Annotated in this window: 21 protein-coding genes; 13 read left to right on the top strand and 8 right to left on the bottom strand. The window is 62.5% G+C overall.

Annotated features, from left to right (window positions below):
- Window positions 1-158 precede the first annotated feature (158 nt).
- Genes HX875_RS28305 through fae form a run of 3 tightly spaced genes read right to left on the bottom strand, consistent with a single transcriptional unit; the run spans window position 159 to window position 3146 of the window.
- Window positions 159-1592, bottom strand: a complete 1434-nt coding sequence (locus tag HX875_RS28305; RefSeq protein WP_177047808.1) for an NAD-dependent succinate-semialdehyde dehydrogenase — start codon at window positions 1590-1592, stop codon at window positions 159-161.
- On the bottom strand, window positions 1589-2623 hold the full coding sequence (locus HX875_RS28300; protein WP_177047806.1) for an aldo/keto reductase: 1035 nt from the start codon (window positions 2621-2623) through the stop codon (window positions 1589-1591). Before HX875_RS28300 ends, HX875_RS28305 begins: the two co-directional genes overlap by 4 nt.
- 10 nt (window positions 2624-2633) lie before the next feature.
- A complete protein-coding gene (gene fae, locus HX875_RS28295) occupies window positions 2634-3146 on the bottom strand; it encodes a formaldehyde-activating enzyme (RefSeq protein WP_177047804.1) in 513 nt (170 codons plus the stop codon).
- A 318-nt stretch (window positions 3147-3464) separates the two neighbouring features.
- On the opposite strand from fae, the gene HX875_RS28290 reads away from it, so the two are divergent.
- Together HX875_RS28290 and HX875_RS28285 are read left to right on the top strand one after the other, a co-directional pair.
- Window positions 3465-4715, top strand: a complete 1251-nt coding sequence (locus HX875_RS28290; RefSeq protein ID WP_177047802.1) for a ribonucleotide-diphosphate reductase subunit beta — start codon at window positions 3465-3467, stop codon at window positions 4713-4715.
- A 52-nt stretch (window positions 4716-4767) separates the two neighbouring features.
- The gene (locus HX875_RS28285; RefSeq protein WP_010165586.1) at window positions 4768-5262 is read left to right on the top strand and encodes a DUF1289 domain-containing protein; all 495 of its coding nucleotides are present in this window, start codon (window positions 4768-4770) and stop codon (window positions 5260-5262) included.
- A 116-nt stretch (window positions 5263-5378) separates the two neighbouring features.
- Here the strand turns inward: HX875_RS28285 and mdeB are convergent, their stop codons facing one another.
- Window positions 5379-8057, bottom strand: coding sequence for an alpha-ketoglutarate dehydrogenase (mdeB, locus tag HX875_RS28280; RefSeq protein WP_177047800.1), 2679 nt, complete (start codon window positions 8055-8057; stop codon window positions 5379-5381).
- A gap of 191 nt (window positions 8058-8248) precedes the next feature.
- On the opposite strand from mdeB, the gene HX875_RS28275 reads away from it, so the two are divergent.
- The 3 genes from HX875_RS28275 to HX875_RS28265 all read left to right on the top strand — a co-directional run bounded on the left by HX875_RS28275 (window position 8249) and on the right by HX875_RS28265 (window position 10926).
- Window positions 8249-9175, top strand: coding sequence for a class I SAM-dependent methyltransferase (locus tag HX875_RS28275; RefSeq protein ID WP_177047798.1), 927 nt, complete (start codon window positions 8249-8251; stop codon window positions 9173-9175).
- 148 nt (window positions 9176-9323) lie between these two features.
- Window positions 9324-10040 (top strand): phosphatidylcholine synthase, encoded by a 717-nt coding sequence (gene pcsA / locus HX875_RS28270; protein ID WP_177047796.1) that lies wholly within the window; start codon window positions 9324-9326, stop codon window positions 10038-10040.
- A 106-nt stretch (window positions 10041-10146) separates the two neighbouring features.
- Window positions 10147-10926, top strand: a complete 780-nt coding sequence (locus HX875_RS28265; RefSeq protein WP_177047794.1) for a TSUP family transporter — start codon at window positions 10147-10149, stop codon at window positions 10924-10926.
- Here the strand turns inward: HX875_RS28265 and nudC are convergent.
- The 4 genes from nudC to HX875_RS28245 form a co-directional block, all read right to left on the bottom strand.
- On the bottom strand, window positions 10894-11727 hold the full coding sequence (nudC, locus tag HX875_RS28260) for an NAD(+) diphosphatase (protein WP_177047792.1): 834 nt from the start codon (window positions 11725-11727) through the stop codon (window positions 10894-10896). The two genes, HX875_RS28265 and nudC, sit on opposite strands and share 33 nt — an antisense overlap.
- 6 nt (window positions 11728-11733) lie before the next feature.
- The gene (locus HX875_RS28255) at window positions 11734-12546 is read right to left on the bottom strand and encodes a crotonase/enoyl-CoA hydratase family protein (RefSeq protein ID WP_177047790.1); all 813 of its coding nucleotides are present in this window, start codon (window positions 12544-12546) and stop codon (window positions 11734-11736) included.
- 223 nt (window positions 12547-12769) lie between these two features.
- Window positions 12770-14065, bottom strand: a complete 1296-nt coding sequence (locus HX875_RS28250) for an ATP-binding protein (protein WP_177047788.1) — start codon at window positions 14063-14065, stop codon at window positions 12770-12772.
- Window positions 14066-14068: 3 nt separating this feature from the next.
- Complete coding sequence (locus HX875_RS28245; RefSeq protein WP_010165572.1) at window positions 14069-14770, bottom strand: response regulator transcription factor; 702 nt, start codon at window positions 14768-14770, stop codon at window positions 14069-14071.
- A 349-nt stretch (window positions 14771-15119) separates the two neighbouring features.
- Here HX875_RS28245 and HX875_RS28240 point away from each other — a divergent pair, with 349 nt between their 5' ends.
- The 8 genes from HX875_RS28240 (at window position 15120) to HX875_RS28205 (ending at window position 24714) form a co-directional block, all read left to right on the top strand.
- Window positions 15120-16277, top strand: coding sequence for an efflux RND transporter periplasmic adaptor subunit (locus tag HX875_RS28240; RefSeq protein ID WP_177047786.1), 1158 nt, complete (start codon window positions 15120-15122; stop codon window positions 16275-16277).
- A gap of 12 nt (window positions 16278-16289) precedes the next feature.
- The gene (locus tag HX875_RS28235; RefSeq protein WP_177047785.1) at window positions 16290-19388 is read left to right on the top strand and encodes an efflux RND transporter permease subunit; all 3099 of its coding nucleotides are present in this window, start codon (window positions 16290-16292) and stop codon (window positions 19386-19388) included.
- Window positions 19389-19441: 53 nt separating this feature from the next.
- Window positions 19442-20083 carry a DUF1345 domain-containing protein gene (locus HX875_RS28230; protein WP_177047783.1) on the top strand — a complete coding sequence of 214 codons (642 nt, stop codon included), beginning with the start codon at window positions 19442-19444 and terminating at the stop codon, window positions 20081-20083.
- Window positions 20084-20236: 153 nt separating this feature from the next.
- Window positions 20237-21076: an AraC family transcriptional regulator gene (locus HX875_RS28225; protein WP_177047781.1), complete on the top strand. Its 840-nt coding sequence runs from the start codon at window positions 20237-20239 to the stop codon at window positions 21074-21076.
- Window positions 21077-21130: 54 nt separating this feature from the next.
- Window positions 21131-21730, top strand: coding sequence for a LysE family translocator (locus HX875_RS28220; protein WP_177047779.1), 600 nt, complete (start codon window positions 21131-21133; stop codon window positions 21728-21730).
- Window positions 21731-21840: 110 nt separating this feature from the next.
- Window positions 21841-22905, top strand: coding sequence for a LacI family DNA-binding transcriptional regulator (locus tag HX875_RS28215; protein ID WP_177047837.1), 1065 nt, complete (start codon window positions 21841-21843; stop codon window positions 22903-22905).
- An 89-nt stretch (window positions 22906-22994) separates the two neighbouring features.
- The gene (locus HX875_RS28210) at window positions 22995-23777 is read left to right on the top strand and encodes a sugar phosphate isomerase/epimerase family protein (RefSeq protein WP_177047777.1); all 783 of its coding nucleotides are present in this window, start codon (window positions 22995-22997) and stop codon (window positions 23775-23777) included.
- Window positions 23770-24714 carry a sugar kinase gene (locus tag HX875_RS28205; protein WP_177047775.1) on the top strand — a complete coding sequence of 315 codons (945 nt, stop codon included), beginning with the start codon at window positions 23770-23772 and terminating at the stop codon, window positions 24712-24714. Before HX875_RS28210 ends, HX875_RS28205 begins: the two co-directional genes overlap by 8 nt.
- Window positions 24715-24762 lie beyond the last annotated feature (48 nt).

Here is a 24762-nt window from a genome sequence, read left to right as displayed (position 1 = left end):
TAACAGCGGGCAGGCCGAGGGTGGTGGTGTGTGAGCTTTTTGTGGGAGCTGGCTTGCCTGCGATAGCGGTGGGTCAGTTGAATCATCAGGAGCTGACATACCGCTATCGCAGGCAAGCCAGCTCCTACAGGGGATTTGTGGTGTTTGGGGGAATGGGGTTAGAGACCGCCCATCAACACGTATTTGATCTCCAGGTAATCCTCCAGGCCGTACTTGGAACCTTCACGGCCCAGGCCCGATTCCTTGATCCCGCCAAACGGGGCGACTTCAGTGGAGATGATCCCTTCGTTGATCCCCACCATGCCGGCTTCCAGGCCTTCGGCCATGCGCCATACCCGGCCGATGTCGCGGCTGTAGAAGTAGGCGGACAAGCCGAATGGCGTGTCATTGGCCCGTTGCAGCACTTCAGCTTCGTCCTTGAAGCGGAAGCAGGCCGCCACCGGGCCGAAGGTTTCTTCCTGGGCGATCAGCATTTCACCGTGGGCTTCGGTGAGGATGGTCGGCTCAAAGAACGTGCCGCCCAAGGCGTGTCGACGGCCGCCGCACAAAAGCTTGGCGCCTTTCTCCAGGGCATCGCCGACGTGGGCTTCAACCTTGGCCAACGCAGCCACGTTGATCAGCGGGCCTTGTTCGGTTTCGCCGTCCAGGGCGCTGCCGACGCGCATCTGCGATACCGCTTCAGCCAGTTTGCGGGTGAACGCATCGTATACGCTGTCCTGGATAAAGAAGCGGTTGACGCACACGCAGGTCTGGCCGGTGTTGCGGAACTTGGAGGCCATGGCGCCTTTGACGGCGGCGTCCAGGTCGGCATCGTCGAACACGATAAAGGGCGCGTTGCCTCCCAGTTCCAGGGAGACCTTCTTCAGGGTGTCGGCGGCCTGGCGCATCAGCAGTTTGCCGGTGCGGGTGGAGCCGGTGAACGACAGCTTGCGCACTATGCTTGAGGCTTGCAGCGCGCCGCCAATGGCCACGGCATCACCGGATACGATGTTGAACACACCGGCCGGAATCCCGGCCTGCTCCGCCAACACCGCGAGGGCGAAGGCCGACAACGGGGTTTCCTCAGACGGCTTGAGGATCATCGTGCACCCCGCCGCCAGCGCCGGGCCGACCTTGCGGGTGACCATGGCCAGCGGGAAGTTCCACGGGGTGATCGCCGCGACCACGCCAATCGCTTCCTTGGTCACGATGATCCGCGCATCGGCCTTGTGGCTCGGGATCACGTCGCCATAGGCACGCTTGGCTTCTTCGGCAAACCATTCGAGGAAGCTGGCGGCGTAGACCACCTCGCCCATGGCTTCGGCCAGCGGCTTGCCCTGCTCCAGGCTGAGCAGGTTGGCCAGGTCCTTCTGGTTGCTCAGCATCAAGTCGCTCCAGCGCTTGAGGCGCTGGCTGCGTTCCTTGGCGGTCAGTTTGCGCCAGGCCGGCAAGGCACGGTTGGCGGCGGCAATGGCCAGGTTGGTTTCTTCGGCTCCAGCGCGTTGCACCTCGGCGATCTGCGCGCCATTGGCCGGGTTGAGCACCGGGTAAACCGGCCCACCACTGGACCATTGGCCATCGATGAAATTGCCTGTGCGAATCAGCGGGTTCATGCCACGGCCTCTATCAGGTTAAAGCGGTCCAGGCCCGGACGGGCGCTGCGCAGGATGCGTTTGCCGGCGGTGTAGTCGTTGATCACGTCGCACGGTGTGTAGTTGCGTTCCAGCTCATGCAGTTCTTCGGCGTCGAGTTGGGTGTCGAGGGCGGCGAGCGCGCTGTCAAACTGTTCGGTGGTGTCGGCGCCCACCAGCATCACGTCCACACCCGGGTGATTGGCAACCCAGGCCTGGGCGATCTGCGCATTCGACACGCCACGGGCACGGGCGACACGTTGCACCGAGTGGGCGATATCGAATGATGCCTGGTCGCTGTACATCTGTTGGGTGAAGAAGTCGGTCTGGTTGCGGGTGGACTGCACTTCACCGGTGAGCAAGCCACGGGCCAGCGGGCTGAACACCGAGACGCCCAGGCCCTGGTCGCGGCAGAACGGGATCATCTCGCGCTCTTCTTCGCGGTAGGCGCAGTTCAGTTGCAGCTGCATGTTGATCGGCTTGACCCAGCCATTGCGCTCGCAGGCCATGAGGATTTTCGCCAGTTGCCCGGTGAGCATGGTGGACACGCCGATGTAGCGGGCCTTGCCGGAACGCACGATGTCGTTGAGGGCACCCATGGTTTCTTCCACGGGGGTGTTCACGTCAAAGTAATGCAGCATGAACACGTCGACGTAATCCATGCCGAGGCGGCTCAGGGACGCGTCAATGCTGTCCATGATGTGTTTGCGCGAATGGCCGCTGGCGTTGACGCCGCTGCGGGTGCCGTAGCCGACCTTGGTGGTGACCACGATGTCTTCACGGCGGGCAACGCGCTTGAGGATGCGCCCCACCACTTCCTCGCCGACGCCGGCAGAGTAGAAGTCGGCCAGGTCAATGAAGTTGACGCCGTTGGCCAGGGCATGGGCGACGATGGGCTCGCTTTGTTTCTCATCGAAGATCCACGGTTTCCAGTCCGGGGTGCCCATGTTCATGGTGCCCAGGCACAGGCGGGAGACTTGCAGGCCGGAGTTGCCCAAACGGATATATTGCATGGGACAGTCCTCAGGCTTTTGGCGTGTAGAAAGGGTTGCTGATGTGGTTGACCACATCCGCCAGTTGCGCGGTGTGCGGCAAGCCTGTAAGGGCGGCGCGGATCGCGGTGCGGCAGGCGTTGTAGTTGTTCAGGTAGACCGCATCCAGGTCATCGCAGGCCGGGTTGACCCAGTTGGCGGTGACGATGGCCCACTCGTCGCAGGCTTCCGGCGGCAGGGTGCCGTCGAGCAAGGCCTCGAGCACCGCCTTGGCAATCCCGGCCTGGGACGCGCCCCAGGTGGCATTGCCGTGCAGGTCGCTGCCGATGGCGGCCTTGTTGACGTAGAGGGTCATGGGTTTGACCGGGATGTTCGGCTGGGCAATCACCATGAACGGGCAGTGGCCCTGGCTTGGGGACGCCAGGCTGGTGGCGAACGCCTGGCCGGCCGGGCCGTTGCGCGGGCCGATGAGGATGTTGATGTGGGCAGCATTGACGCCTGGGCCTTCGAAGCCTTCGCCGATGTACAGATCAAGTGCTTTCATTTCGCAAACGCTCTTTTTTGTTATGGGGAGCTGGTTGGCGAATTTTTAGCACTGGCCCGGGCGGCAGCCGTAACCATTAAAAGTCATGGGGGTGTGAGTTTTGGTCATGGCCCTGCGACCATCAGACCCTTCCTACGCGTTGACCATCGTTAACACACACCATATAGTGTGCCCACAAACACAGACAACCACTACATAGTGTGCAGGAACGCAGTATATCGACCACACTATGCGCAGTATTTCAATGCCTTGAAGCCTGCAAAACGCACATTTTTGAACGCGGTCACGCCGTCAAACGGACCAGGAAGGAGTAATTCAATGCTGAGTTGGGATGAAGCAGATCAACCAGACACCGGTGACGTAGTCATCCGAGGCGCCAACGCCGGCCACGCCACCGAAGCCAACATGGACCGCCTTGACGGCGCCGGCGCTGCCGCCGCCCTCGAAGCCCGCAACGTGACCGCCAACGACTCGGCCGCGATCATCCGCGCCAAGGCTGCGCTGGACAAACTCGACGTCGCCGAAGGCCTCGCCGAGCTCGAAGGCTCCGCCGCCCGCGTCGCCGTTGACGAAAAGCGCATGATCAACTGCCGCGCCGACCTCAACCAACTCGTGCCTTTCAAGTACGACTGGGCCTGGCAGAAATACCTCGACGGCTGCGCCAACCACTGGATGCCGCAAGAGGTCAACATGACCGCCGACATCGCCCTGTGGAAAAACCCTGAAGGCCTGACCGACGACGAGCGTCGCATCGTGATGCGCAACCTCGGCTTCTTCTCCACCGCCGACTCGTTGGTCGCGAACAACCTGGTACTGGCCGTGTACCGCCTGATCACCAACCCGGAGTGCCGCCAGTACATCCTGCGCCAGGCCTTCGAAGAAGCGATCCACACCCACGCCTACCAGTACTGCATCGAATCGTTGGCCATGGATGAAGGCGAGATCTTCAACATGTACCACGAGATTCCATCGGTCGCCAAAAAGGCTGCCTGGGGCTTGAAGTACACCCGCTCGATCTCCGATCCGAAGTTCGAAACCGGTACCGTCGAGACTGACAAAGAGCTGCTGCGTAACCTGGTCGCTTACTACTGCGTACTGGAAGGCATCTTCTTCTATTGCGGCTTCACCCAGATTTTGTCCATGGGCCGTCGCAACAAAATGACCGGCGTGGCCGAGCAGTTCCAGTACATCCTGCGGGATGAGTCGATGCACCTGAACTTCGGTATCGATGTGATCAACCAGATCAAAATCGAAAACCCGCATTTGTGGGATGCCGAGATGAAGGAAGAAGCGACCCAGATGATCCTGCAAGGGACTCAGTTGGAGATTGAATACGCTCGCGACACCATGCCGCGTGGAGTGCTGGGGATGAATGCGGCGATGATGGAGGATTACCTCAAGTTCATCGCTAACCGTCGTCTGTCGCAGATTGGGTTGAAGGAAGAGTATCCAGGGACGACTAACCCGTTCCCGTGGATGAGCGAGATCATGGACTTGAAGAAAGAGAAGAACTTCTTCGAGACCCGTGTGATCGAGTACCAGACCGGCGGCGCGCTGAGCTGGGATTGATTTAAAGCGGCCCCTTCGGGGGCCGTGTTGTTTTAACTGTCGATGCTTTTTTATGCCCAATCAAACCATCAAGACACCCTGCGTCGGCCTGTGCTCCACCGTCTACGGAGACCTGGTGTGCCGGGGTTGCAAGCGTTATCACCATGAAGTGATTCAGTGGAACGGCTACAACGCCGAGGAGAAACAGGCGGTGTGGCTGCGCCTGGAACAGCTGCTGGTGCAGGTGATGACCAGCAAGCTGCAGGTGCTGGACCCGCAACGCCTGCGCCAGCAACTGGAAGACCGCAAGATTCGCTTTGTGCCCCACCAGTCGCCGTACTGCTGGGCGTATCAGTTGATTGCCCGGGGCGCGCGGGTGATTTCCAAGCTGGATGCGTATGGGTTGGCGCTGTTGCCAGAGTTTCGCGAGCGCAATCTGGCGGATCTGCGGGATGCGATTGACCGGGAGTTTTTCCTGCTGTCCGAGGCGCATTACGAGCGGTATATCGCGCCGGGGTTTCTGCGTGAGTCTTTTGGGGCGCCGTTGATAGCCAGTACCTTGGGATAAACACCGACTAATGTGGCGAGGGAGCTTGCTCCCGCTGGAGTGCGCAGCGCTCCCAGGATTTTGGGGCCGCTTCGCAGCCCAGCGGGAGCAAGCTCCCTCGCCACAGTTTTGTTGTGTCAGCACACCCAGGACGCATCCCGCTCCGTCTGCAACGCGTACCGCTCTATCGCCTGCTGGCAAACCTGCCTGTCCAGACTCCCCTGCTCCACCAACGCTGTCAGCGCCGCCAGCACGATGTGATAGCGATCCACCTCAAAGAAATCCCGAAGCGCCGCCCGGGTATCGCTGCGACCAAAGCCGTCAGTGCCCAGCACCGTATACGCCGACTCCACGTACGACCCAATCATCTGCGGCACCGCCCTTACATAGTCAGACACCGCCACCACCGGCGCGCCCTTGGGTAAACACTCCGCCAGATGACTGCACCGCGCCGGCTGTTGCGGATGCAGACGGTTCCAGCGCTCCACCTCCCGAGCATCTCGCGCCAGTTCGCTGAAGCTGGTGACACTGAACACTTCAGCTTCAACCTGCCAATCATCTGCCAGCAACTGCGCCGCGGCCTGGGCTTCACGCACCAGCGTGCCGGAGCCAAGCAGGCGCACCTTGCCGCCGGTCTGCCCGCTCAACCGGTACATGCCTTTGATAATCGCCACTTCGACGCCTTCCGGCAGGCTCGGCTGCGGGTAGTTTTCGTTCATCAGGGTCACGTAGTAGAACTCGTCCACATCGTGCTCCAGCATCTGGCGCATGCCATGGTCGAGGATCACCGCAAACTCACCGGCAAACGCCGGGTCGTACGCGCGGCAATTGGGCACCGTGGCGGCGGTCAGGTGGCTGCTGCCGTCCTGGTGCTGCAAGCCTTCGCCACCCAAGGTGGTGCGCCCGGCGGTGGCGCCCAGCAGGAAGCCACGGGCACGCTGGTCGGCGGCGGCCCAGATCAGGTCGCCGACGCGCTGGAAACCGAACATCGAGTAATAGATGTAGAACGGCAGCATCCGCAGGCCATGCACCGAATAACTGGTGGCCGCCGCCACCCAGGAGCTGATGGCGCTGGCTTCGCTGATGCCTTCTTCGAGGATCTGCCCGTCGGTGGCTTCGCGGTAGCTGAGGATCGAGCCGATGTCTTCCGGCTCGTAACGCTGGCCGACACTGGAATAGATACCGATCTGCTTGAACAGGTTGGCCATGCCGAAGGTGCGCGCTTCATCGGCGACGATGGGCACGATGCGCGGGCCGAGGGCCTTGTCCTTGAGCAGATTGGTGAGCATGCGCACAAAGGCCATGGTGGTGGACATTTCCTTGCCGTCCGCCTGGGTGGCAAACGCGCCGTAGCCCGACACCGGCGGCACGCTCACGGTAGGCGCCTGCTGGCCGCGACTCGGCACATACCCGCCGAGGTCGGCGCGGCGTTTGTGCAGGTAACGCATTTCGAGGCTGTCTGGCGCCGGTTTGTAGAAGCTCAGGGATTCGGTCTGCTCATCCGACAGCGGCAACTGAAAGCGATTGCGGAAGGCGATCAAGGCTTCGCGGTCGAGCTTCTTTTGCTGGTGGGTGGTCATCTTGCCCTGCCCGGCCTCGCCCATGCCGAAGCCCTTTTTGGTCTGGGCCAGGATCACCGTGGGCTTGCCGCTGACCCGGCGTGCGGCGTGGTAGGCGGCGTGGATCTTGACCATGTCATGGCCACCGCGCTTGAGGCGGTCGATCTGTTCATCGCTCATGCCTTCGACAAGCTTGGACAGCGCCTCGCTTTGGCCAAAGAAGTGTTCACGGTTATAGGCACCGTCCTTGGCGGCGAAGGTCTGGAATTGTCCGTCCACGGTCTGCGACAGGGTGCGCGCCAGTTCGCCGTCGGTGTCCTTGGCCAGCAAGGCGTCCCAGTCCGAACCCCAGACCAGTTTGATCACGTTCCAGCCGGCCCCGGCAAACAAGGCTTCCAGCTCGTCGATGATCCGACCGTTGCCCCGCACCGGGCCGTCGAGGCGTTGCAGGTTGCAGTTGACCACCCAGGTCAGGTTGTCCAGGCCTTCACGGGCCGCCAGGGTCAGGGCCGACATGCTTTCCGGCTCGTCCATCTCGCCGTCGCCGAACACGCCCCACACGTGACGGTCGGTGGTGTCCTGCAAACCACGGTGTTGCAGGTAGCGCATGAACCGCGCCTGGAAAATCGAGCTGATGGGGCCAATGCCCATGGAGCCGGTGGGAAATTGCCAGAAGTCGGGCATCAACCACGGGTGCGGATAGCTGGACAGGCCCCGGGCGCCCGCCTTGCCGGCGCCGATTTCCTGGCGATAGTGGGCCAGGTCGGTTTCGCTCAGGCGGCCTTCAAGGAAGGCGCGCGCATAGATGCCAGGGGCGGAATGGGGTTGGTAGAACACCAGGTCGCCGCCAAAACCGTCGTTGCGGGCGCGAAAGAAGTGGTTGAAGCCCACTTCAAATAAATCCGCCGCACTGGCGTAGCTGGCGATATGGCCGCCCAGCTCGCCATAGGCCTGGTTAGCGCGTACCACCATGGCCAGGGCGTTCCAGCGCACCACCGAGGCCAGGCGCTCTTCGGTGGCCAGGTCGCCGGGGAACGGCGGTTGCTGGTCCACGGCGATGCTATTGATATAAGGCGTGCCGTGCCGGGGTTTCCAGGCGATGTGCGGCGCGCCGCCGGCGTCCGCCAGCATGTCGAGGATCTCCCGGGCCCGGGCGGCGCCGGCGTTGGCCACCAGGGAGGCCAGGGCATCGCGCCATTCCGCCAGTTCTTCCTGGTCCATCGCTGTGTGACTCACTGCACTCGCAAAACCGTTCATGGGCACCTCCGGGCTTTTTTTCCAGTTTATGTCGGTGCCAAGGGATTTTTTGACTGTTGTAAGCCGTCCAACCAATCCTTTTGAGCACAAATCACTGCCAATCGTCTAATTCAGAGCACGTTGTGCTTCAACTCCCTGAAAGCCCGCAATTGTGTTTAAAATGCCGCCCGCTCAATGACCGACGTTGCCCGATGAACCCAGACGCACTCGCCACCCTGCACGCCCATTTGCTGACCGCCCTGCACACCGTCCCCGCCGAGACCCGGCGCCTGTTTCACGGGCGTGGCCGCTGCTGGCCGGGCCTGGAACAGCTGACGGTGGACTGGTTGCAAGGCGTGGTGCTGGTCTCGCTGTTCAAGGAGCCCGAGGCTGCACAGCTTGAGGCGTTGAAGCAGATGCTGGTGCAGTTCGATTGGTCGTCCTATGGTGCCCATACCGTGGCACTGCAACACCGCTACCTGCCGCAAAGCACCACCGAATGGCTGCTGGGCGAGGCGGTCGACGAACTGATCATCACCGAAGGCGGCCTGCGCTACCTCATCGACCTGGGCAAAAAGCAGAACAGCGGGCTGTTCCTCGACATGCGCTACGGTCGCAACTGGGTACGCGAACAGTCCCGGGGCCTGCGGGTGCTGAACCTGTTTGCCTACACCTGCGGCTTCTCCGTGGCCGCCATCGAAGGCGGCGCCGAGCATGTGGTGAACCTGGATATGGCCCGTGGCGCCTTGAGCCGGGGCCGCGACAATCACCGCCTCAATGGCCATGACCTGGGCAAGGTGAGCTTTCTTGGCCACGACCTGTTCAAGTCCTGGGCCAAGGTCACCCACAGCGGCCCGTACGACCTGGTGATCATCGACCCGCCCTCCTTCCAGAAAGGCAGTTTCCTGCTGACCAAGGACTACCAGCGGGTGCTGCGCCGCCTGCCGGATTTGCTCACGGCCCAGGGTACAGTGCTGGCGTGCATGAATGACCCGGCCTTCGGCGAAGACTTCCTGATCGACGGCGTAACCCGCGAAGCGCCTGGCCTGCGCTTTGACCAGCGGCTGGAAAACCCGCCGGAATTTCCCGATATCGACCCGCAAAGCGGATTAAAGGCACTGGTGTTCCGTCAAGGCTGATGCCGAAACGTCTTACGCTTGCTACGCTTAACCTACGCCGGGTGGTGAACCTTATCCCACCCTTCCCGGTCGATACTTGCACACTCTGGCCAGATTCGACGGTGTTACCCCGTCGGCTGCCCTGTTTCACCCTTTGGAGAACGCCCCTGTGATATCGACCCTGCATGTAGCCCGTCTCAAGGCCTGGGGCGCCCATGGTTTTACCGCCACCGGCGTGGTCCTGGCCTTCCTGGCCACCCTGGCGCTGCTGGAAAACTCACCCAAGGCCTGCCTGCTGTGGCTGGGCCTGGCGCTGGTGGTGGACGGTGTCGACGGCTCACTGGCGCGACGGGTGAATGTCAGCACGGTATTGCCAAGCTTCGACGGTTCGGTGCTGGACCTGGTGATCGATTACCTCACCTACGTGTTTATCCCGGCACTGTTCATCTATCGCTACATCGATCTGCCGGAGTTCACCCACCTGTTTACGGTGTCGGTGATCCTGGTGTCGTCGCTGTTCTGCTTCTGCAACGTGAACATGAAGAGCAAGGACAACTACTTCGTCGGCTTCCCCGCTGCGTGGAACGTGGTGGCGCTGTGCGTCTATATCATCCAGCCGGATGCCTGGGTCACTTTGCTCACCGTGATCGGCCTGGCGTTGCTGACCGTGACGCCGATGAAGTTCCTGCACCCGTTCCGGGTGAAGCGCTTCATGCCGATCAATATCGCCGTCACCACCATCTGGCTGCTGTGCAGCTTTTTGATGGTGGTGGATTACCCGAATACCAACCCGTGGACCTTTGGGTTGTGGTCGCTGATGTCGGCGTACTTTCTGGGAATCTGCATCTGGCGTACCGCGCTGGAGTGGGTCGGGACACACAAATAAGCAAGCGGCCCCGCTCCCACATTTGGATCGCCTCATACCCGGGTTATGGGTAAGATACCGGCCTTTCGCGCAGCCCTTTCTGCGCCTTGCCGAATAAGTCTTGCCCATGCCCTTCGAACTCAGCGTCGACCTCACTACCTTGGCGATCCTCGCCGTTGTTGCCTTCATCGCCGGTTTCATCGACGCCATCGCCGGCGGTGGCGGCCTGCTGACCACACCCGCCCTGCTGACCGCCGGCATGCCGCCCCACCTGGTGCTGGGCACCAACAAGCTCAGTTCCACCTTCGGCTCGGCCACCGCCAGTTTTACCTTCTACCGCCGCAAGCTGTTTCACCCGCGCCAGTGGGTGCATGCCATCGTCGGTACCCTGATCGGCGCACTCACCGGCGCGGTGGTCGCCCATTACCTGCCCGCCGAAACCCTGAACAAGATGCTCCCGGTGATTGTGTTCGGCTGTGGTTTGTATCTGCTGTTCGGCGGCACGCCCAAGGCGGCGCTGGACAACGACGCGCCGATCAAAAAGAAATGGCAGTCCACCCAGGGCTTTGGCCTGGGCTTCTATGATGGCGTGGCCGGCCCGGGCACCGGGGCGTTCTGGACCGTGAGCACCATGCTGCTGCACCCCATCGACCTGGTAAAAGCCAGCGGTGTGGCGCGCAGCATGAACTTCGTCAGCAACGCGGCGGCGCTGACGGTGTTCATTTTCAATGGCTCGGTGGACTGGATTGTCGGCCTGGCGATGGGCGTGTCGGTGATGTGCGGTGCGTTCTTTGGCGCACGCAGCGCAATCAGCGGCGGCGCCAAGTTCATTCGCCCGGTGTTCATCACCGTGGTGCTCGGCCTGACGGTGCGCCTAGCCTGGCAGCACTGGTTCAGCGTGGCCTAAACGACGGGCCAGGTAGAGGTCGATCAGGTAGCGCGCAATCGAGCGGGACGCCGGCAACGGCGGCAGCTCATGGACGTTGAACCACTGCGCGTCTTCGATCTCGTCGGCCTGGGGCACAATATCGCCGCCCGCGTACTCGGCATGAAAGCCCAGCATCATCGAGTGCGGGAACGGCCAGCACTGGCTGCCCATGTACTGGATATTCTTGACCTCTACCTGCACTTCTTCACGCACTTCGCGAATCAGGCAGTCTTCGGCCGACTCACCCGGCTCGGCGAACCCTGCCAGGGTGCTGTAGACCCCAGTGACAAAGCGCGGCGAACGGGCCAGCAGGATCTCGTCGCCACGGGTCACCAGCACGATCATGCTCGGCGAGATACGCGGGTAGCTGCGCAGGTCACAGGCCTGGCAGAACATCGCCCGCTCCCGTGGCACCTGCACCATCGCCTGGCCACAGCTTCCACAGAAACGATGCTCACGCGCCCAGGTGCCGATTTGCGCGGCGTAGCCCAGGACTTTGTACAGGGTGTGGTCGCCTTGCAGCATGAAGCCGCGCAGGCCCTGCCAGCCGCAGCCCGGCACATCGGCGGGGCTGTTGAGCTCCAGCAGGTACACCGGCTCACCGTCCAGATGGCCGATGCCATGCTCGGCAAACACCGACAGGTCCTGGCGCTTGAGCCATTCACGGGGGAACAGCGGGCCGTTCTGGTCGTGCAAAAAGCCTTCGCGGCTGCGGGCCACAGCCCAGCCGCCCGGGGCGTCGTTGTCCAGCAGCGTTGTGGTAATCCAGCCTGGGGTCATGTTCAGTCAATCCACGAATTCGGGTTTCTGCTTGCTCATATGGGCCGCGATGGCCACGCGCAGGTCGTTGGATTGCAACATAGCTGAGTTCCAGGTGGCAACGTATTCCAGACCATCATTGATGCTGTGGTCACGCATGTAGCTGATCATCGCCTTGGTGCCGGTGACTGCTATAGGTGATTTGGCGGCGATTTCCCGGGCGATTTCCATCACGCCGGCCAGCAGGCTCTCGTGATCGCTGTACACCCGATTCACCAGGCCGATGCTGCGCGCCTCGATGGCACCGAACTGGCGGCCGGTGTAGGCCAGCTCGCGGAGCATACCGTCGCCGACGATTCGGGGCAGGCGTTGCAGGGTGCCGACGTCGGCGGCCATGCCGATGTCGATTTCCTTGATGGAGAATTGCGCGTCTTCGGCGGCGTAGCGCATGTCACAGGCGCTGATCAGGTCGATCGCGCCGCCGATGCAGTAGCCGTGGATCGCCGCGAGTACCGGCTTGCGGCAGTTGTCGACGGCGTTGAACGAGGCTTGCAGTTCGAAGATCTTGCGCCGCAGCAGCCGCGCATTGCGGCCGACGTCCTTGCCGAACTCGTTGGCTACCGAGGCCAGCATCATCAGGTCGATGCCGGAGGAGAAATGCTTGCCGGCGCCGCTGATGACCACGGCCCGTACGGCGTCGGTGTCTTCGATCCATTGGAAGATGTCGATGATCTCGGTCCAGAACGCGGCGTTCATGGCGTTGATCTTTTCCGGGCGGTTGAGCTGCACATGGGCGACGTTGCCGCTGAGTTCGACGACAAAGGCTTGGTATTCGGACATGGCAGTGATCCTTGACTGGCGGCTGGGGTAAGGGCCGAACTATATCAAGGGTGTGTGATGGCGGGTAAGGCTGTGCATGCGCCAAAAACAGGACTGAAGAACAGCGAAGATCAAATGTGGGAGCTGGCTTGCCTGCGATGGCGGTGTATCAGTTAACAAAGATGCAAGCTGACCCACCGCTATCGCAGGCAAGCCAGCTCCCACAATGGTTTTGTGGTGTTCTTTAACTCGGTAGCCAGAGGCGGAAGCGTGCGCCGCCCAATGGCGAAGCCTCGGCCGTAAGGGTTCCACCTTGTGCCTCCAGCGCCCGCCGACTGATAGCCAACCCCAAGCCAAAACCGCCAGTAGCGCGGTCACGACTGCGATCCAGCCTATAAAACGGCTCGAAAATCCGCTCTCGCTGATCCGCCGGAATGCCGATGCCGTCATCATCCACCCAGATCTCACACCCCTTGGGACACACCTTCACCCCCACCTGAATCCTTCGCTCGCAATAACGCATGGCGTTGCGCAGCAGGTTCTGCAGGGCTCGGGCAGTCAGGCGCGGGTCCAGGGTGAAGCGCTCCACCGCGCAGTCCAGCACCACGTCCATCACGATGTCGGGGTTTTCCAGTTCGTCGTCGACGCTGCCCAGGATGCTGTCGATAAACTCATCCAGCACCACTTCCACCCGCTCCGGCGTTTGTGCCGGGTTTTGCAGGCGGCTGTAGGACAGCAGCTCCAGCACCAGCTCGTCCAGCTCACGAATATGCGCCACCAAGCCTTGCAGGCGTTCGCGGCTGGCAGCCGGGAGCTCGTCGGACAGCGCCAGGGCCAGGCCGAAATCCAGGCGCGTGAGTGGCGTGCGCAGTTCATGGGAGACCGCGTTGAGCAGGTCGCGCTGCTGGTTGAGCAGTTGCTCGATGTCATTGGCCATGGTGTCGAACACCGCCGCCAGGCTGCCGATGTTGGAGCTGGGGGGGATCTTGGTGCGTGCCGCAAGGTTGCCCTGGCCGAGTTCGGCCGCTGTGCTTTTCAGGCGCTCCAGGTCGCGCCAGTGGGGCCGCAGCCAGAACAGCAGGCACGCCAGCAGCGCCGCGCCGATCAGTACGTTCATGCTCCAGTACAGCAGGTTCATGTCCAGCGGGTCCGGCGGTACCGAGACCTTGACCACCAGTTGGTCGTCGAGGGCCGAGCTGACGTCGTCCGCCCAGCCCCACTCGCCCAGGCGAATCACCATCTGGTCCTTTTCCAGCAGGCGCTGTTCTTCCGGGGTGTAGCTGGCGTCCTGGATACGCAGCAGTTGCACCTTCAGCGGCGCAAAATCCGCCGCCAGGCGCACGGTGACATTGGCCCACTGCTCCACCGGCACCCGCTGGTATTCCTTGACGATCAGGCTCTGCATCCCTCGGGACTGCTCGATGTTGTAGCTCATGTAACGGTGTTCAAACAGCTGGATCACCGCCCGCGGCACCAGGTAGATCGCGGCGGCGAAGGTGACGATGGTAATCAGGTACAGGCGAATCAGGACGCGAAACATGGCTCAGCATTCCCACTCGGATCGGCTGAACAGATAGCCCTTGCCCCACACGGTCTTGATCTTGCGCGCTTCACCAGCGTGGTCGTCGAACTTGCGCCGCAGCTTGGAAATCGCCACATCCACCGAGCGGTCGGTGCCGTTGAATTCAATGCCCCGCAGGCGTTGCAGGATCTGGTCGCGGCTGAGCACTTCGCCGGCATGCCGGGCCAGTACCACCAGCAGGTTGTATTCACCGCTGGACAGCTCCACCGCCTGGTCGCGCCAGGTCACGGTGCGCTCCGACAGGTCGATGCACAGGTTGCCCATCAGGATCTGGTCGTTGGCCACCTGGGGTTCGGTAAGGCTGCTGCGGCGCAGCAAGGTCCGTACGCGGGCCAGCAATACCCGGGGCTCACAAGGTTTGGTGACGTAGTCGTCGGCGCCCATTTCCAGGCCCAGTACCTGGTCGTGGCTGTCGTCGCGGGCGGTGAGCATCAGGATCGGCAGCGTGGCCGAATCGGCCCGCAGCAAGCGGCAGACTTGCAGCCCGTCGAGGCCCGGCAGCATCAGGTCGAGGATCACCAGGTCCGGCGGGTTGAGCCGTGCGCGCTCACGTACGTGGTCGCCCCGGCTGAGCACACTGACGTGATAGCCGTTGCGTTCCAGATAACTGGCGATCAATTCGGAGAGCGCGGCGTCGTCTTCCACCAGGAGAATGTTGGGCATGGTATTTCCAAATAATACAATTTCTAAGTCGTACGCAGATCCAATGTGGGAGCGGGCTTGTGTGGGTGCTGGCTTGCCTGCGATGGCATCTCCGCGGTTTTACTGAATAAACCGAGGCGTCTGCATCGCAGGCAAGCCAGCTCCCACAAAAGCCCAGCTCTCACACAAGCCCCACACATTAGATCTTCGGTGCCTGGAACATCGTGTAAGGTTCGGCGGATATGAAGGATATACGCCCCCGCGCACCTGTGGGCCGCACCTTACATTTCTTCACACACCACCTACAGAGCTTCACAGCACTGTGGCGGGGGCGCCCGTAGGATGCGCCAGTCAATATTGGGATATGAGCATGTCGAAGAATCTGTTTGCGCCATCTTGCCTGTTGGCCCTGACACTTGCGCTGAGCGCGTGTGGCAAGTCCGCGAGTGAGACCGCCGAGGCACCACTGGCCAAGGTGCGGATCGAAACCCTTGAAGCCAAGCCCCTGTCCATCACCAGCGAGCTGAGCGGGCGGATTGCCGCCCCACGCATCGCCGAAGTGCGCGCCCGGGTCGCCGGCGTGGTGTTGCAGCGGGTGTTCAAGGAAGGTCACGACGTGAAACAGGGCGATGTGCTGTTCCGGATTGACCCGGCGCCGTTCAAGGCCGACCTCGACAGCGCCCAGGCCAGCCTGCGCAAGGCCGAGGCCAATGCCTTCCAGGCGCGCCTGCAAGAGCAGCGCTACAGCCAGTTGGTGGAAGGCAACGCCATCAGCGGCCAGGAATACGACAACGCCCGCGCCGCCGCCCGGCAGACCGCCGCCGACGTGGCCGCCAACCAGGCCGCGGTGCAGCGCGCCAAATTGAACCTGGGTTATGCCACCGTCACTGCGCCGATTTCCGGGCGCATCGGCCGCGCGCTGGTGACCGAAGGCGCACTGGTGGGCCAGAACGAAGCCACGCCGATGGCGCTGATCCAGCAACTGGACCCGATCCACGCCGACCTGACCCAATCCACCCGCGAGCTGAATGACCTGCGCCGGGCCTTCCGCGCCGGGCACTTGAAGCAGGTCGGCCAGGACCAGGCCAAGGCCACGCTGATCCAGGATGACGGCAGCCTGTATCCGTTGCCGGGCAAGTTGCTGTTCGCCGAGATCAGCGTCGACCCGGGCACCGGCCAGATCATCCTGCGCAGCGAGTTCCCCAACCCGGACCTCGACCTGCTGCCCGGCAGCTTTATCCGCGTACGCCTGGAGCAAGCCGTCGACCAGCAAGGCATCAGCGTGCCGCAACGGGCAATCACCCGCGACAGCGCCGGGATCCCGATGGTGTTGCTGCTGGACGCCGAGCAAACCGTAAGCCAGCAGCCGGTGGAACTGGGTTCGGTGGTCAATGACCGCTGGGTCGTCACCAGCGGCCTCAAGGCCGGTGACCGTATCGTCGTCGAAGGCCTGCAACACGCCCGCCCTGGCGAGAAAGTCCAGGTTGACGACAGCCCCGCGCCAATCGCCCAGGCATCCGGCCAATAAGGATCGTTTTCCATGCCGCAATTCTTTATCGACCGCCCGATCTTCGCCTGGGTGGTCGCACTCTTTATCCTGCTGGCCGGCGCCCTCGCCATCCCGCAGTTGCCGGTAGCGCAGTACCCCAACGTCGCCCCGCCGAAAGTCGAGATCTACGCGGTGTACCCGGGCGCCTCGGCGCAGACCCTGGACGAAAGCGTGGTCAGCCTGATCGAGCAGGAGCTTAACGGCGCCGATCACCTGCTGTATTTCGAATCCCAGAGCAGCCTGGGTTCGGCCACTATCACCGCGACCTTCCAGCCGGGCACCGACCCGGAGATGGCTCAGGTCGACGTGCAAAACCGTCTCAAGGCCGTGGAGCCGCGACTGCCCCAGGCAGTGACCCAGCAAGGCTTGCAGGTAGAGAAAGTCTCCGCCGGCTTCCTGCTGCTGGTCACGCTGACCTCCAGCGACGGTAAGCTCGATGATGTGGCGCTCAGCGATTACCTGGCGCGCAACGTAATGAACGAGCTCAAGCGCCTGGACGGTGTGGGCAAGGCCCAGCTGTACGGCGCCGAGCGCGCGATGCGGATCTGGATCGACCCGCAGAAGCTGATCGGTTTCAACCTGACCCCGGCCGACGTCAACGCCGCCATCGCCGCGCAGAACGCCCAGGTATCGGCCGGCAGCATCGGTGATTTGCCGGGCACCAAGACCCAGGAAATCACCGCATCGATCCTGGTGAAAGGCCAGCTCTCGACCCCGGCCGAATTTGCCGACATCGTGCTCAAGGCCAACCCGGACGGCTCCACCGTGCGCGTCGGTGACGTGGCACGGGTGGAAATCGGCAGCCAGGAATACCAGTTTTCCACCCGCCTGAACGGCAAGCCGTCCACCGCCGTCAGCGTGCAGCTGTCCCCTGGTGCCAACGCCTTGAGCACTGCGACCCTGGTGCGGGCGAAGATGGACGAACTGGCGCGCTACTTCCCGGCCAACGTCGAATACAAGATCCCTTACGACACCTCGCCATTCGTGAAGGTCTCGATCACCAAGGTGGTGTACACCCTGGGCGAGGCGATGTTGCTGGTGTTTGCGGTGATGTTCCTGTTCCTGCAGAACATCCGCTACACGTTGATCCCGACGCTGGTGGTGCCGATTGCGTTGATGGGCACCTTTGCGACGATGCTGTTGCTCGGCTTCTCGATCAACGTGCTGACCATGTTCGGCATGGTGCTGGCAATCGGCATCCTGGTGGACGATGCGATTGTGGTGGTGGAGAACGTCGAGCGGATCATGGTCACCGAGGGCCTGTCGCCCAAGGAAGCCACGCGCAAGGCCATGGGCCAGATCACCGGGGCGATTGTCGGCATCACCCTGGTGCTGGTGGCGGTGTTCCTGCCGATGGCGTTCATGCCGGGTTCGGTGGGGGTGATCTACCAGCAGTTCTCGTTGTCGATGGCCACCTCGATCCTGTTCTCGGCGTTCCTCGCCCTGACCTTGACCCCGGCCCTGTGCGCGACCCTGCTCAAGCCGATTGCCAAGGGCGAGCACCATGAGAAAGGCGGGTTCTTCGGCTGGTTCAACCGGCGCTTCGAGCAGTTCACCGACCGTTATGAAGGCTGGGTGGCCTATGCCCTCAAGCGCAGCGGGCGCTATCTGGTGATCTATCTGGTGCTGGTGGTGGGCCTTGGGGTGTTGTTCAGCCGCCTGCCCTCCTCGTTCCTGCCGGTGGAAGACCAGGGTTACACCATCACCGATATCCAGCTGCCGCCGGGTGCGAGCAAGAACCGCACGGTGCAGGTGGCCGAGCAGATCGAGGCGCATAACGCCGGCGAGCCGGGCGTGGGCGATACCACGATGATCATGGGCTTCAGCTTCTCCGGTTCGGGGCAGAACGCGGCGCTGGCGTTTACCACCCTCAAGGACTGGTCGGAACGCAGCAGCAAGGATTCCGCCGCCGCGATTGCAGACCGCGCCAACGCAGCCTTCAGCGAACTGAAGGATGCGATCGCCTATGCAATCCTGCCGCCGCCGGTGGATGGCCTGGGCACCTCCAGTGGCTTCGAGTTCCGTCTGCAGGACCGTGGTGGCGTCGGCCATGCCGCGCTGATGGAAGCCCGAACCGAACTGCTGGCCGCCGCCGAGAAAAGCCCGATCCTGGCCAACGTGCGGGAGAGCGCTTTGGCCGAGGCGCCTCAGGTGCAACTGGAAGTGGACCGCAAGCAAGCCAATGCCCTGGGCATTTCCTTTGCCGATATCGGCAATGTGCTGTCCTCGGCCATCGGTTCGGCCTATATCAACGACTTCCCCAACCAGGGCCGCATGCAGCGCGTGGTCGTTCAGGCCGAAGGCGATCAGCGCAGCCAGGTGGCCGACCTGATGAAGATCCATGTGCGCAACAACGCCGGGAAGATGGTGCCGCTGTCGGCCTTCGTTGAAGCGCGCTGGATCCAGGGCCCGGCCCAGTTGACCCGTTACAACGGTTACCCGGCCATCGCGATTTCCGGTGAGTCTGCGCCGGGCCACAGCACCGGTGAGGCGATGGAGGAAATCCAGCGGCTGGTCAGCCAACTGCCCGCCGGCCTGGGCCAGGAATGGACTGGCCTGTCGCTGCAGGAGCGCTTGTCGGGCTCCCAGGCACCGCTGCTGCTCGGCTTGTCGCTGTTGATTGTGTTCCTGTGCCTGGCGGCGCTGTATGAAAGCTGGTCGATCCCGACTTCGGTGCTGCTGGTGGTGCCCCTCGGCGTACTCGGCGCGGTATTGGCCGTGAGCTTGCGCGGGATGCCCAACGATGTGTTCTTCAAGGTCGGCCTGATTACGATTATTGGCCTGTCGGCGAAGAACGCGATCCTGATCATCGAGTTTGCCAAGGACCTGTATGACCAGGGTGAAGACCTGATCGATGCCACGTTGAAAGCCGCACGCCTGCGTCTGCGGCCGATCATCATGACGTCCCTGGCGTTCATCCTCGGCGTGGTACCGTTGGCGATTGCCACGGGTGCCAGCTCGGCGAGCCAACAGGCTATCGGTACCGGGGTGATCGGCGGGATGATCACCGCGACGCTGGCGGTGGTGTTTGTGCCGGTGTTCTTTGTGGTGGTGATGAAGCTGGTGAAGAAGCGCCACAAAGACAGCTGAACAAAGGACTCAGGTGGGCTAAGGTAATGCAAACCCTGGCCCATCGAGCTCCCATGCCCTTCCTCGCCCGCACCCACCCTCGCCTGTCCTCCGCCGCCGTATTGGGCCTGGCGGTGGGCCTCCTGGCTCCGGCCGACACGATCATCAGCAAAATCCTTATCGGCTGGAATGCCGGGGTCTGGACCTACCTGGTGCTGATGCTGTGGCTGACCAGCCATTCCCGGGCCGACGACGTAAAGCGCATCGCCGAGATCGAAGACGAGAACGCCAGCCTGGTGCTGTTCATGGTGTGCATCGCGGCGATTGCCAGCCTGGCGACCATTACCTTTGAACTGGTGGGCAGCAAGGACCTGAGCAGTACCGAGCGCCTGCTGCACTACGGGTTTACCGGCCTGACGGTGATCGGTTCGTGGTTGCTGATCGGGGTGATTTTCAGTGTGCATTACGCCCGCCTCTACTACACCTGGGACGGCCCCGAGCCGGCGTTGCGTTTTGCCGAGGATTTACGCACGCCCAATTACTGGGACTTTCTGTACTTCTCGTTCACCATCGGGGTGGCGGTACAAACCGCGGACGTCGGCGTTGCCACCCGCGGCCTGCGCAAGGTGGTGCTGGGGCAGTCGTTGATCGGGTTCCTGTTCAATACCGCCATTCTCGGCTTCTCGATCAACATTGCCGCCGGGTTATTTGGCTGAAGCAGCACAAACCTTCTAGACACCAACCCCTGTAGGAGCGAGCTTGCTCGCGAAGAACGTCAACGATAACGCTGGCCGCCTGACTTGACGTGGCGCTCTCAGGTGCTTCGCGAGCAAGCTCGCTCCTACAGTCTTTCAACCCATCGGTGCTTTATGACCGCCCACAACTGGATCGACCTGGCTCAGGACGCCGACACCGGCATCGAGACCTTGCGTGCGCATTTCGAGGGGCATGCCTATGACCCCCACTGGCACGACAGTTTCCTGGTGGGCGTTACCGAACAAGGGGTGCAGCAATTCAACTGCCGCCGCACCCGCCATCACAGCACCCCGGGGCAAGTGTTTTTGCTGGAACCGGGAGAAATCCATGACGGCAACGCCCCCACCGCCGAGGGCTTCACCTACCGCATGCTGTACCTCGACCCGCATTGGCTGGAGCGCGAAGTATCGGCCGTGTTCGAGGAAGCGCCGGCCAACAGCCAACTGAGCTTTGCCAGCACCCTGACCACTGATCCGCGCCTCGCACAGGCCACCAGTCACGCCTTCCACAGCCTGCACCACGGCGAACTGCGCATCGTGCGCCAAAGCACCCTCGATCAACTGCTGGAGCGCCTGACCGGCCAGTTGCAGTGGCGCCAGCGCTATCACGAAGACCCTCGTTTGCCGCTGGTAGCCCACAAGGCCCGGGAATACCTGCACGCCCACCTGCATCAAGACATCGGCATGGACGAGCTGGCGCTGACCACCGGTGTCGACCGCTTCCGCCTGACCCGCGCCTTCAAGAGTGCCTTCGGCCTGCCGCCCCACGCTTACCTGGTGCAACTGCGCCTGGCCCGCGCCCGCAACCTGCTCGCCAAGGGCGAACAACCCGCCGAAGTGGCGACCGCCCTGGGGTTTGCCGACCAAAGCCATCTGGGCCGCTGGTTCGTGCGGGCCTATGGCCTTACACCGGCGGCCTACCGCAAGCGCTGCTCAAATCTTCCAGACAGATAACCACGCCTTTGTGAAGATCGACGCCATTGATCTACTCACTGGAGTCGCGCTGCCATGTTCCCTACCTTGCTGCCGTTTTTGCTGTTTGCATTCGTAGCCTCCATCACCCCCGGCCCGACCAATATCCTGGTGCTGAGCAACAGCGCCCGTTACGGCTTCAAGGCGGCCGTGCCAATTATTCTCGGCGCCTGCGCGGGGGCGGCCGCAATTGTATTGATGGTGGGCTCGGGGTTTGGTCAGTCCCTGGCACACCTGCCGAAAGTACAAACCGCGATGCAATGGGCGGGCGTCGCGTGGTTGAGTTACCTCGCCTGGCAGATCTTCACCGCACCGGCCCATGCGATCCATCCCGATGCGCCCGGAAAACGCCTGGGCCTCACCGGTGCCGCCAGCCTGCAACTGGTCAACCCCAAGACCTGGATGATGGCCCTGGCGGTGGTCAGCGTGTTCGCCGGCAACGGCGAGGAACGCCAAAGCCACGTGGTGTACCTGTCCCTCGCGTTTTTCCTGATCTCCCTTCCCTGCCTGGCCACCTGGGCATTGCTGGGTATCGGCTCGGCCCGGGTGTTCCGCTCGGCCAAGGCCATGCAGCGCTTTAACCGTTGCATGGCGGGGCTGCTGTTGGGGTCGACCTGGTTGAGCGTGCTGCTCTGAATCGCACCGACTATCGGGCCTTGTCCTACAAATTCTTGACGACTTTCCTACTTTAGTGGTTTCCTGAAACCGGTTTCAGTCATTCCAATAAGAAAAGAAGGTCTATGACCGTGAACACTTTTTCCGCCGCCCAGCGCAGCCGCGTGACCATGCTTGACGTGGCCGAGCGTGCCGGCGTTTCCAAAGCCAGCGTTTCACGCTTTATCGGTGAAGACCGCGCCCTGCTCTCCGACGCCATCGCCCTGCGCATCGAACAGGCCATCGACGAACTCGGCTACCGCCCGAACCAGATGGCTCGCGGCCTGAAGCGCGGGCGCACCCGCCTGATCGGCATGCTGGTGGCCGATATCCGCAACCCCTATTCGATTGCCGTGATGCACGGCGTGGAAACCGCCTGCCGCCAGCACGGCTACAGCCTGGTGGTGTGCAACACCGACCGCGACGACGAGCAAGAGCGCCAGCACCTGGCCGCCCTGCGCGCCTACAACATCGAAGGCCTGATCGTGAACACCCTCGGCCATCACCTCGACCAGTTGCTGGAACTGCAACGGGAAATGCCCCTGGTGCTGGTGGACCGCAAGGTTGAGCCATTGCACAGCGACCTGGTGGGGCTGGATAACGCGGTAGCGGTGCGCATGGCGGTGGAGCATCTCGAACAGCAAGGCTATCGCGACCTGCTGCTGGTCAGCGAACCCACCGATGGCACCAGCTCACGCCTGGAACGCCTGGACAGTTTCAAGGCCGAAATCGGCGAGCGCCCGCTGCTTACCGGCTCGGTGCTGGAGATCGATGATGATTTGAACAGCCACCTGCACGCCTTTCTCTCCCGTGATCACGCCGGCCCCAAAGCCTTGTTTTGCGCAAACGGCATCGCCGCCCTGGCCTGCACCCGGGCGCTGAAAGAACTGGGCTGCAAGCTGTTTGAAGATATCGGCCTGATCGCCCTGGATGACCTGGATTGGTACCCGCTGGTGGGCAGCGGCATCACCGCCCTCGCCCAGCCTACCGAGGCGATTGGCGCCAGTGCGTTTGACTGTTTGCTCAAGCGGTTGCGCGGGGATACAGCTCCCACACGCACCCTGGATTTCCTGCCGCAACTCATGATCCGGGGCTCCACCCAATCCCTTGTAGGAGCTGGCTTGCCTGCGATGGCGGTTTCTCAGGCGACACAGTAGTCGACTGACACACCGCCATCGCCGGCAAGCCGGCTCCTACAGTTTTGCTTTGCGTATAAAAATGAAACCGGTTTCAGAGGTACACAACAATGCATAAATACCCCGTTTCCATCAGCCTCTCCAGCTACGGCGCCGACCTGGTCCGCGATCGCGGCCAACTGAATTTTGTTGATGTGTTGGCCCGGGCCAGCGCGCAACGCATCGAGTGGCGCGAAGAACTGCTGACCACCGAACAGCCCGCTGAACTGGCCCAGGCCGCAGCGGATCAAGGCCTGGAATGCGTATTCTCATCGCCCCTCGAACTCTGGGTGGCCGGCCGCTCGCAGCCCAACGCCGAACTGGCCGCCACCCTCGACCGCGCCCAGGCGTTCGGCGCCCGCTGGCTGAAAGTCTCCCTGGGTTACTTCACCGACACCAACGACCTGGACAGCTTGAGCGCCCTGCTCAACCGCCATCCGGTGAAGCTGCTGGTGGAAAACGACCAGACCCTGCACGGCGGACGCATCGAACCGATGCAGCGTTTTTTCAACGAAGTCGAACGCCTGGCGGTGCCGGTGAAAATGACCTTCGATATCGGCAACTGGCAATGGCAGGACCAATCGGCCCTGACCGCCGCGCGCCTGTTGGGCCGGCACGTGGATTACCTGCACTGCAAGGCCGTCGCCCGACGCGCCGACGGCAAACTGGTAGCCCTGCCGCCGGGCGCCGCCGACCTGCATCTGTGGGAACAACTGCTGAGGCACATGACTCAAGGTATTACCCGGGCCGTGGAATTTCCGCTGCAAGGCGATGACCTGGTGCAGGTCACCGCACAGCAGGTCGCCGCCCTCGCCGTCCTTGGCCAGCCCCGCGTGGAGAATGCCCATGTCTGAGATCGATATCCTGTCGTTTGGTGAAACCATGGCGATGTTTGTCGCCGAACAGACCGGCGACCTGGCCCAGGTTGCGCAGTTTCACAAGCGCATTGCCGGGGCCGACAGCAACGTCGCCATCGGCCTGTCGCGCCTGGGGTTCAACGTGGCGTGGCTGAGCCGCGTGGGCGCCGACTCCCTCGGGCGCTTTGTGGTGGACACCCTCCAGAACGAGGGCCTGGACTGCCGGCATGTGGCGGTCGACCCGCTGCATCCCACCGGTTTTCAACTCAAGTCCCGGGAAGAAGCCGGCGCTGACCCTCAGGTGGAATACTTCCGCCGTGGCTCGGCCGCCAGCCACTTGTCGGTGGAGGCGATCAAGCCCGAGCTGCTGCAAGCCCGGCACCTGCATGCCACAGGGATTCCGCCGGCGCTGTCGGACGCCACCCGCGACCTGTCGCGCCAGTTGATGACGCAAATGCGCGAGGCTGGCCGCAGCGTGTCCTTCGACCCGAACCTGCGCCCGTCCCTGTGGGCCAATGAGCAACGCATGATCAGCGAAATCAACGCCCTCGCCTGCCTGGCGGATTGGGTGTTGCCGGGCCTGAGCGAAGGCCGTTTGCTCAGCGGTTTTGAAGACCCGGCCGACATCGCTGCGTTCTACCTGGACCAGGGCGTGGAAGCCGTGGCCATCAAGCTCGGCCCTCACGGCGCGTACTACCGCACGCAGCTGGACCAGGGTTTCGTCGCCGCCGTACCGGTGGCCAAGGTGGTCGACACGGTCGGCGCCGGCGATGGTTTTGCCGTGGGCATGATCAGCGCGCTGTTGGAAAACCTCAGTTTTGTCGAGGCGGTGCAGCGCGGCAACTGGATCGGCAGCCGGGCGGTGCAGAGCCGTGGCGACATGGAAGGCTTGCCGTTCAGGACCGATTTGCCGCATGCGCAAAAAGCCGGTTGATCAGATTTACCCGTTACCTGTTGCCACAACTACAACAAGCTCAGGAGC

It is taken from the genome of Pseudomonas yamanorum, assembly GCF_013386765.1.
GTDB classification, from domain to species: Bacteria; Pseudomonadota; Gammaproteobacteria; order Pseudomonadales; family Pseudomonadaceae; genus Aquipseudomonas; species Aquipseudomonas yamanorum_A.
The sequence above is the reverse complement of the archived record's forward strand: the minus strand, read 5'-3'. Positions and strand labels throughout refer to the sequence as shown.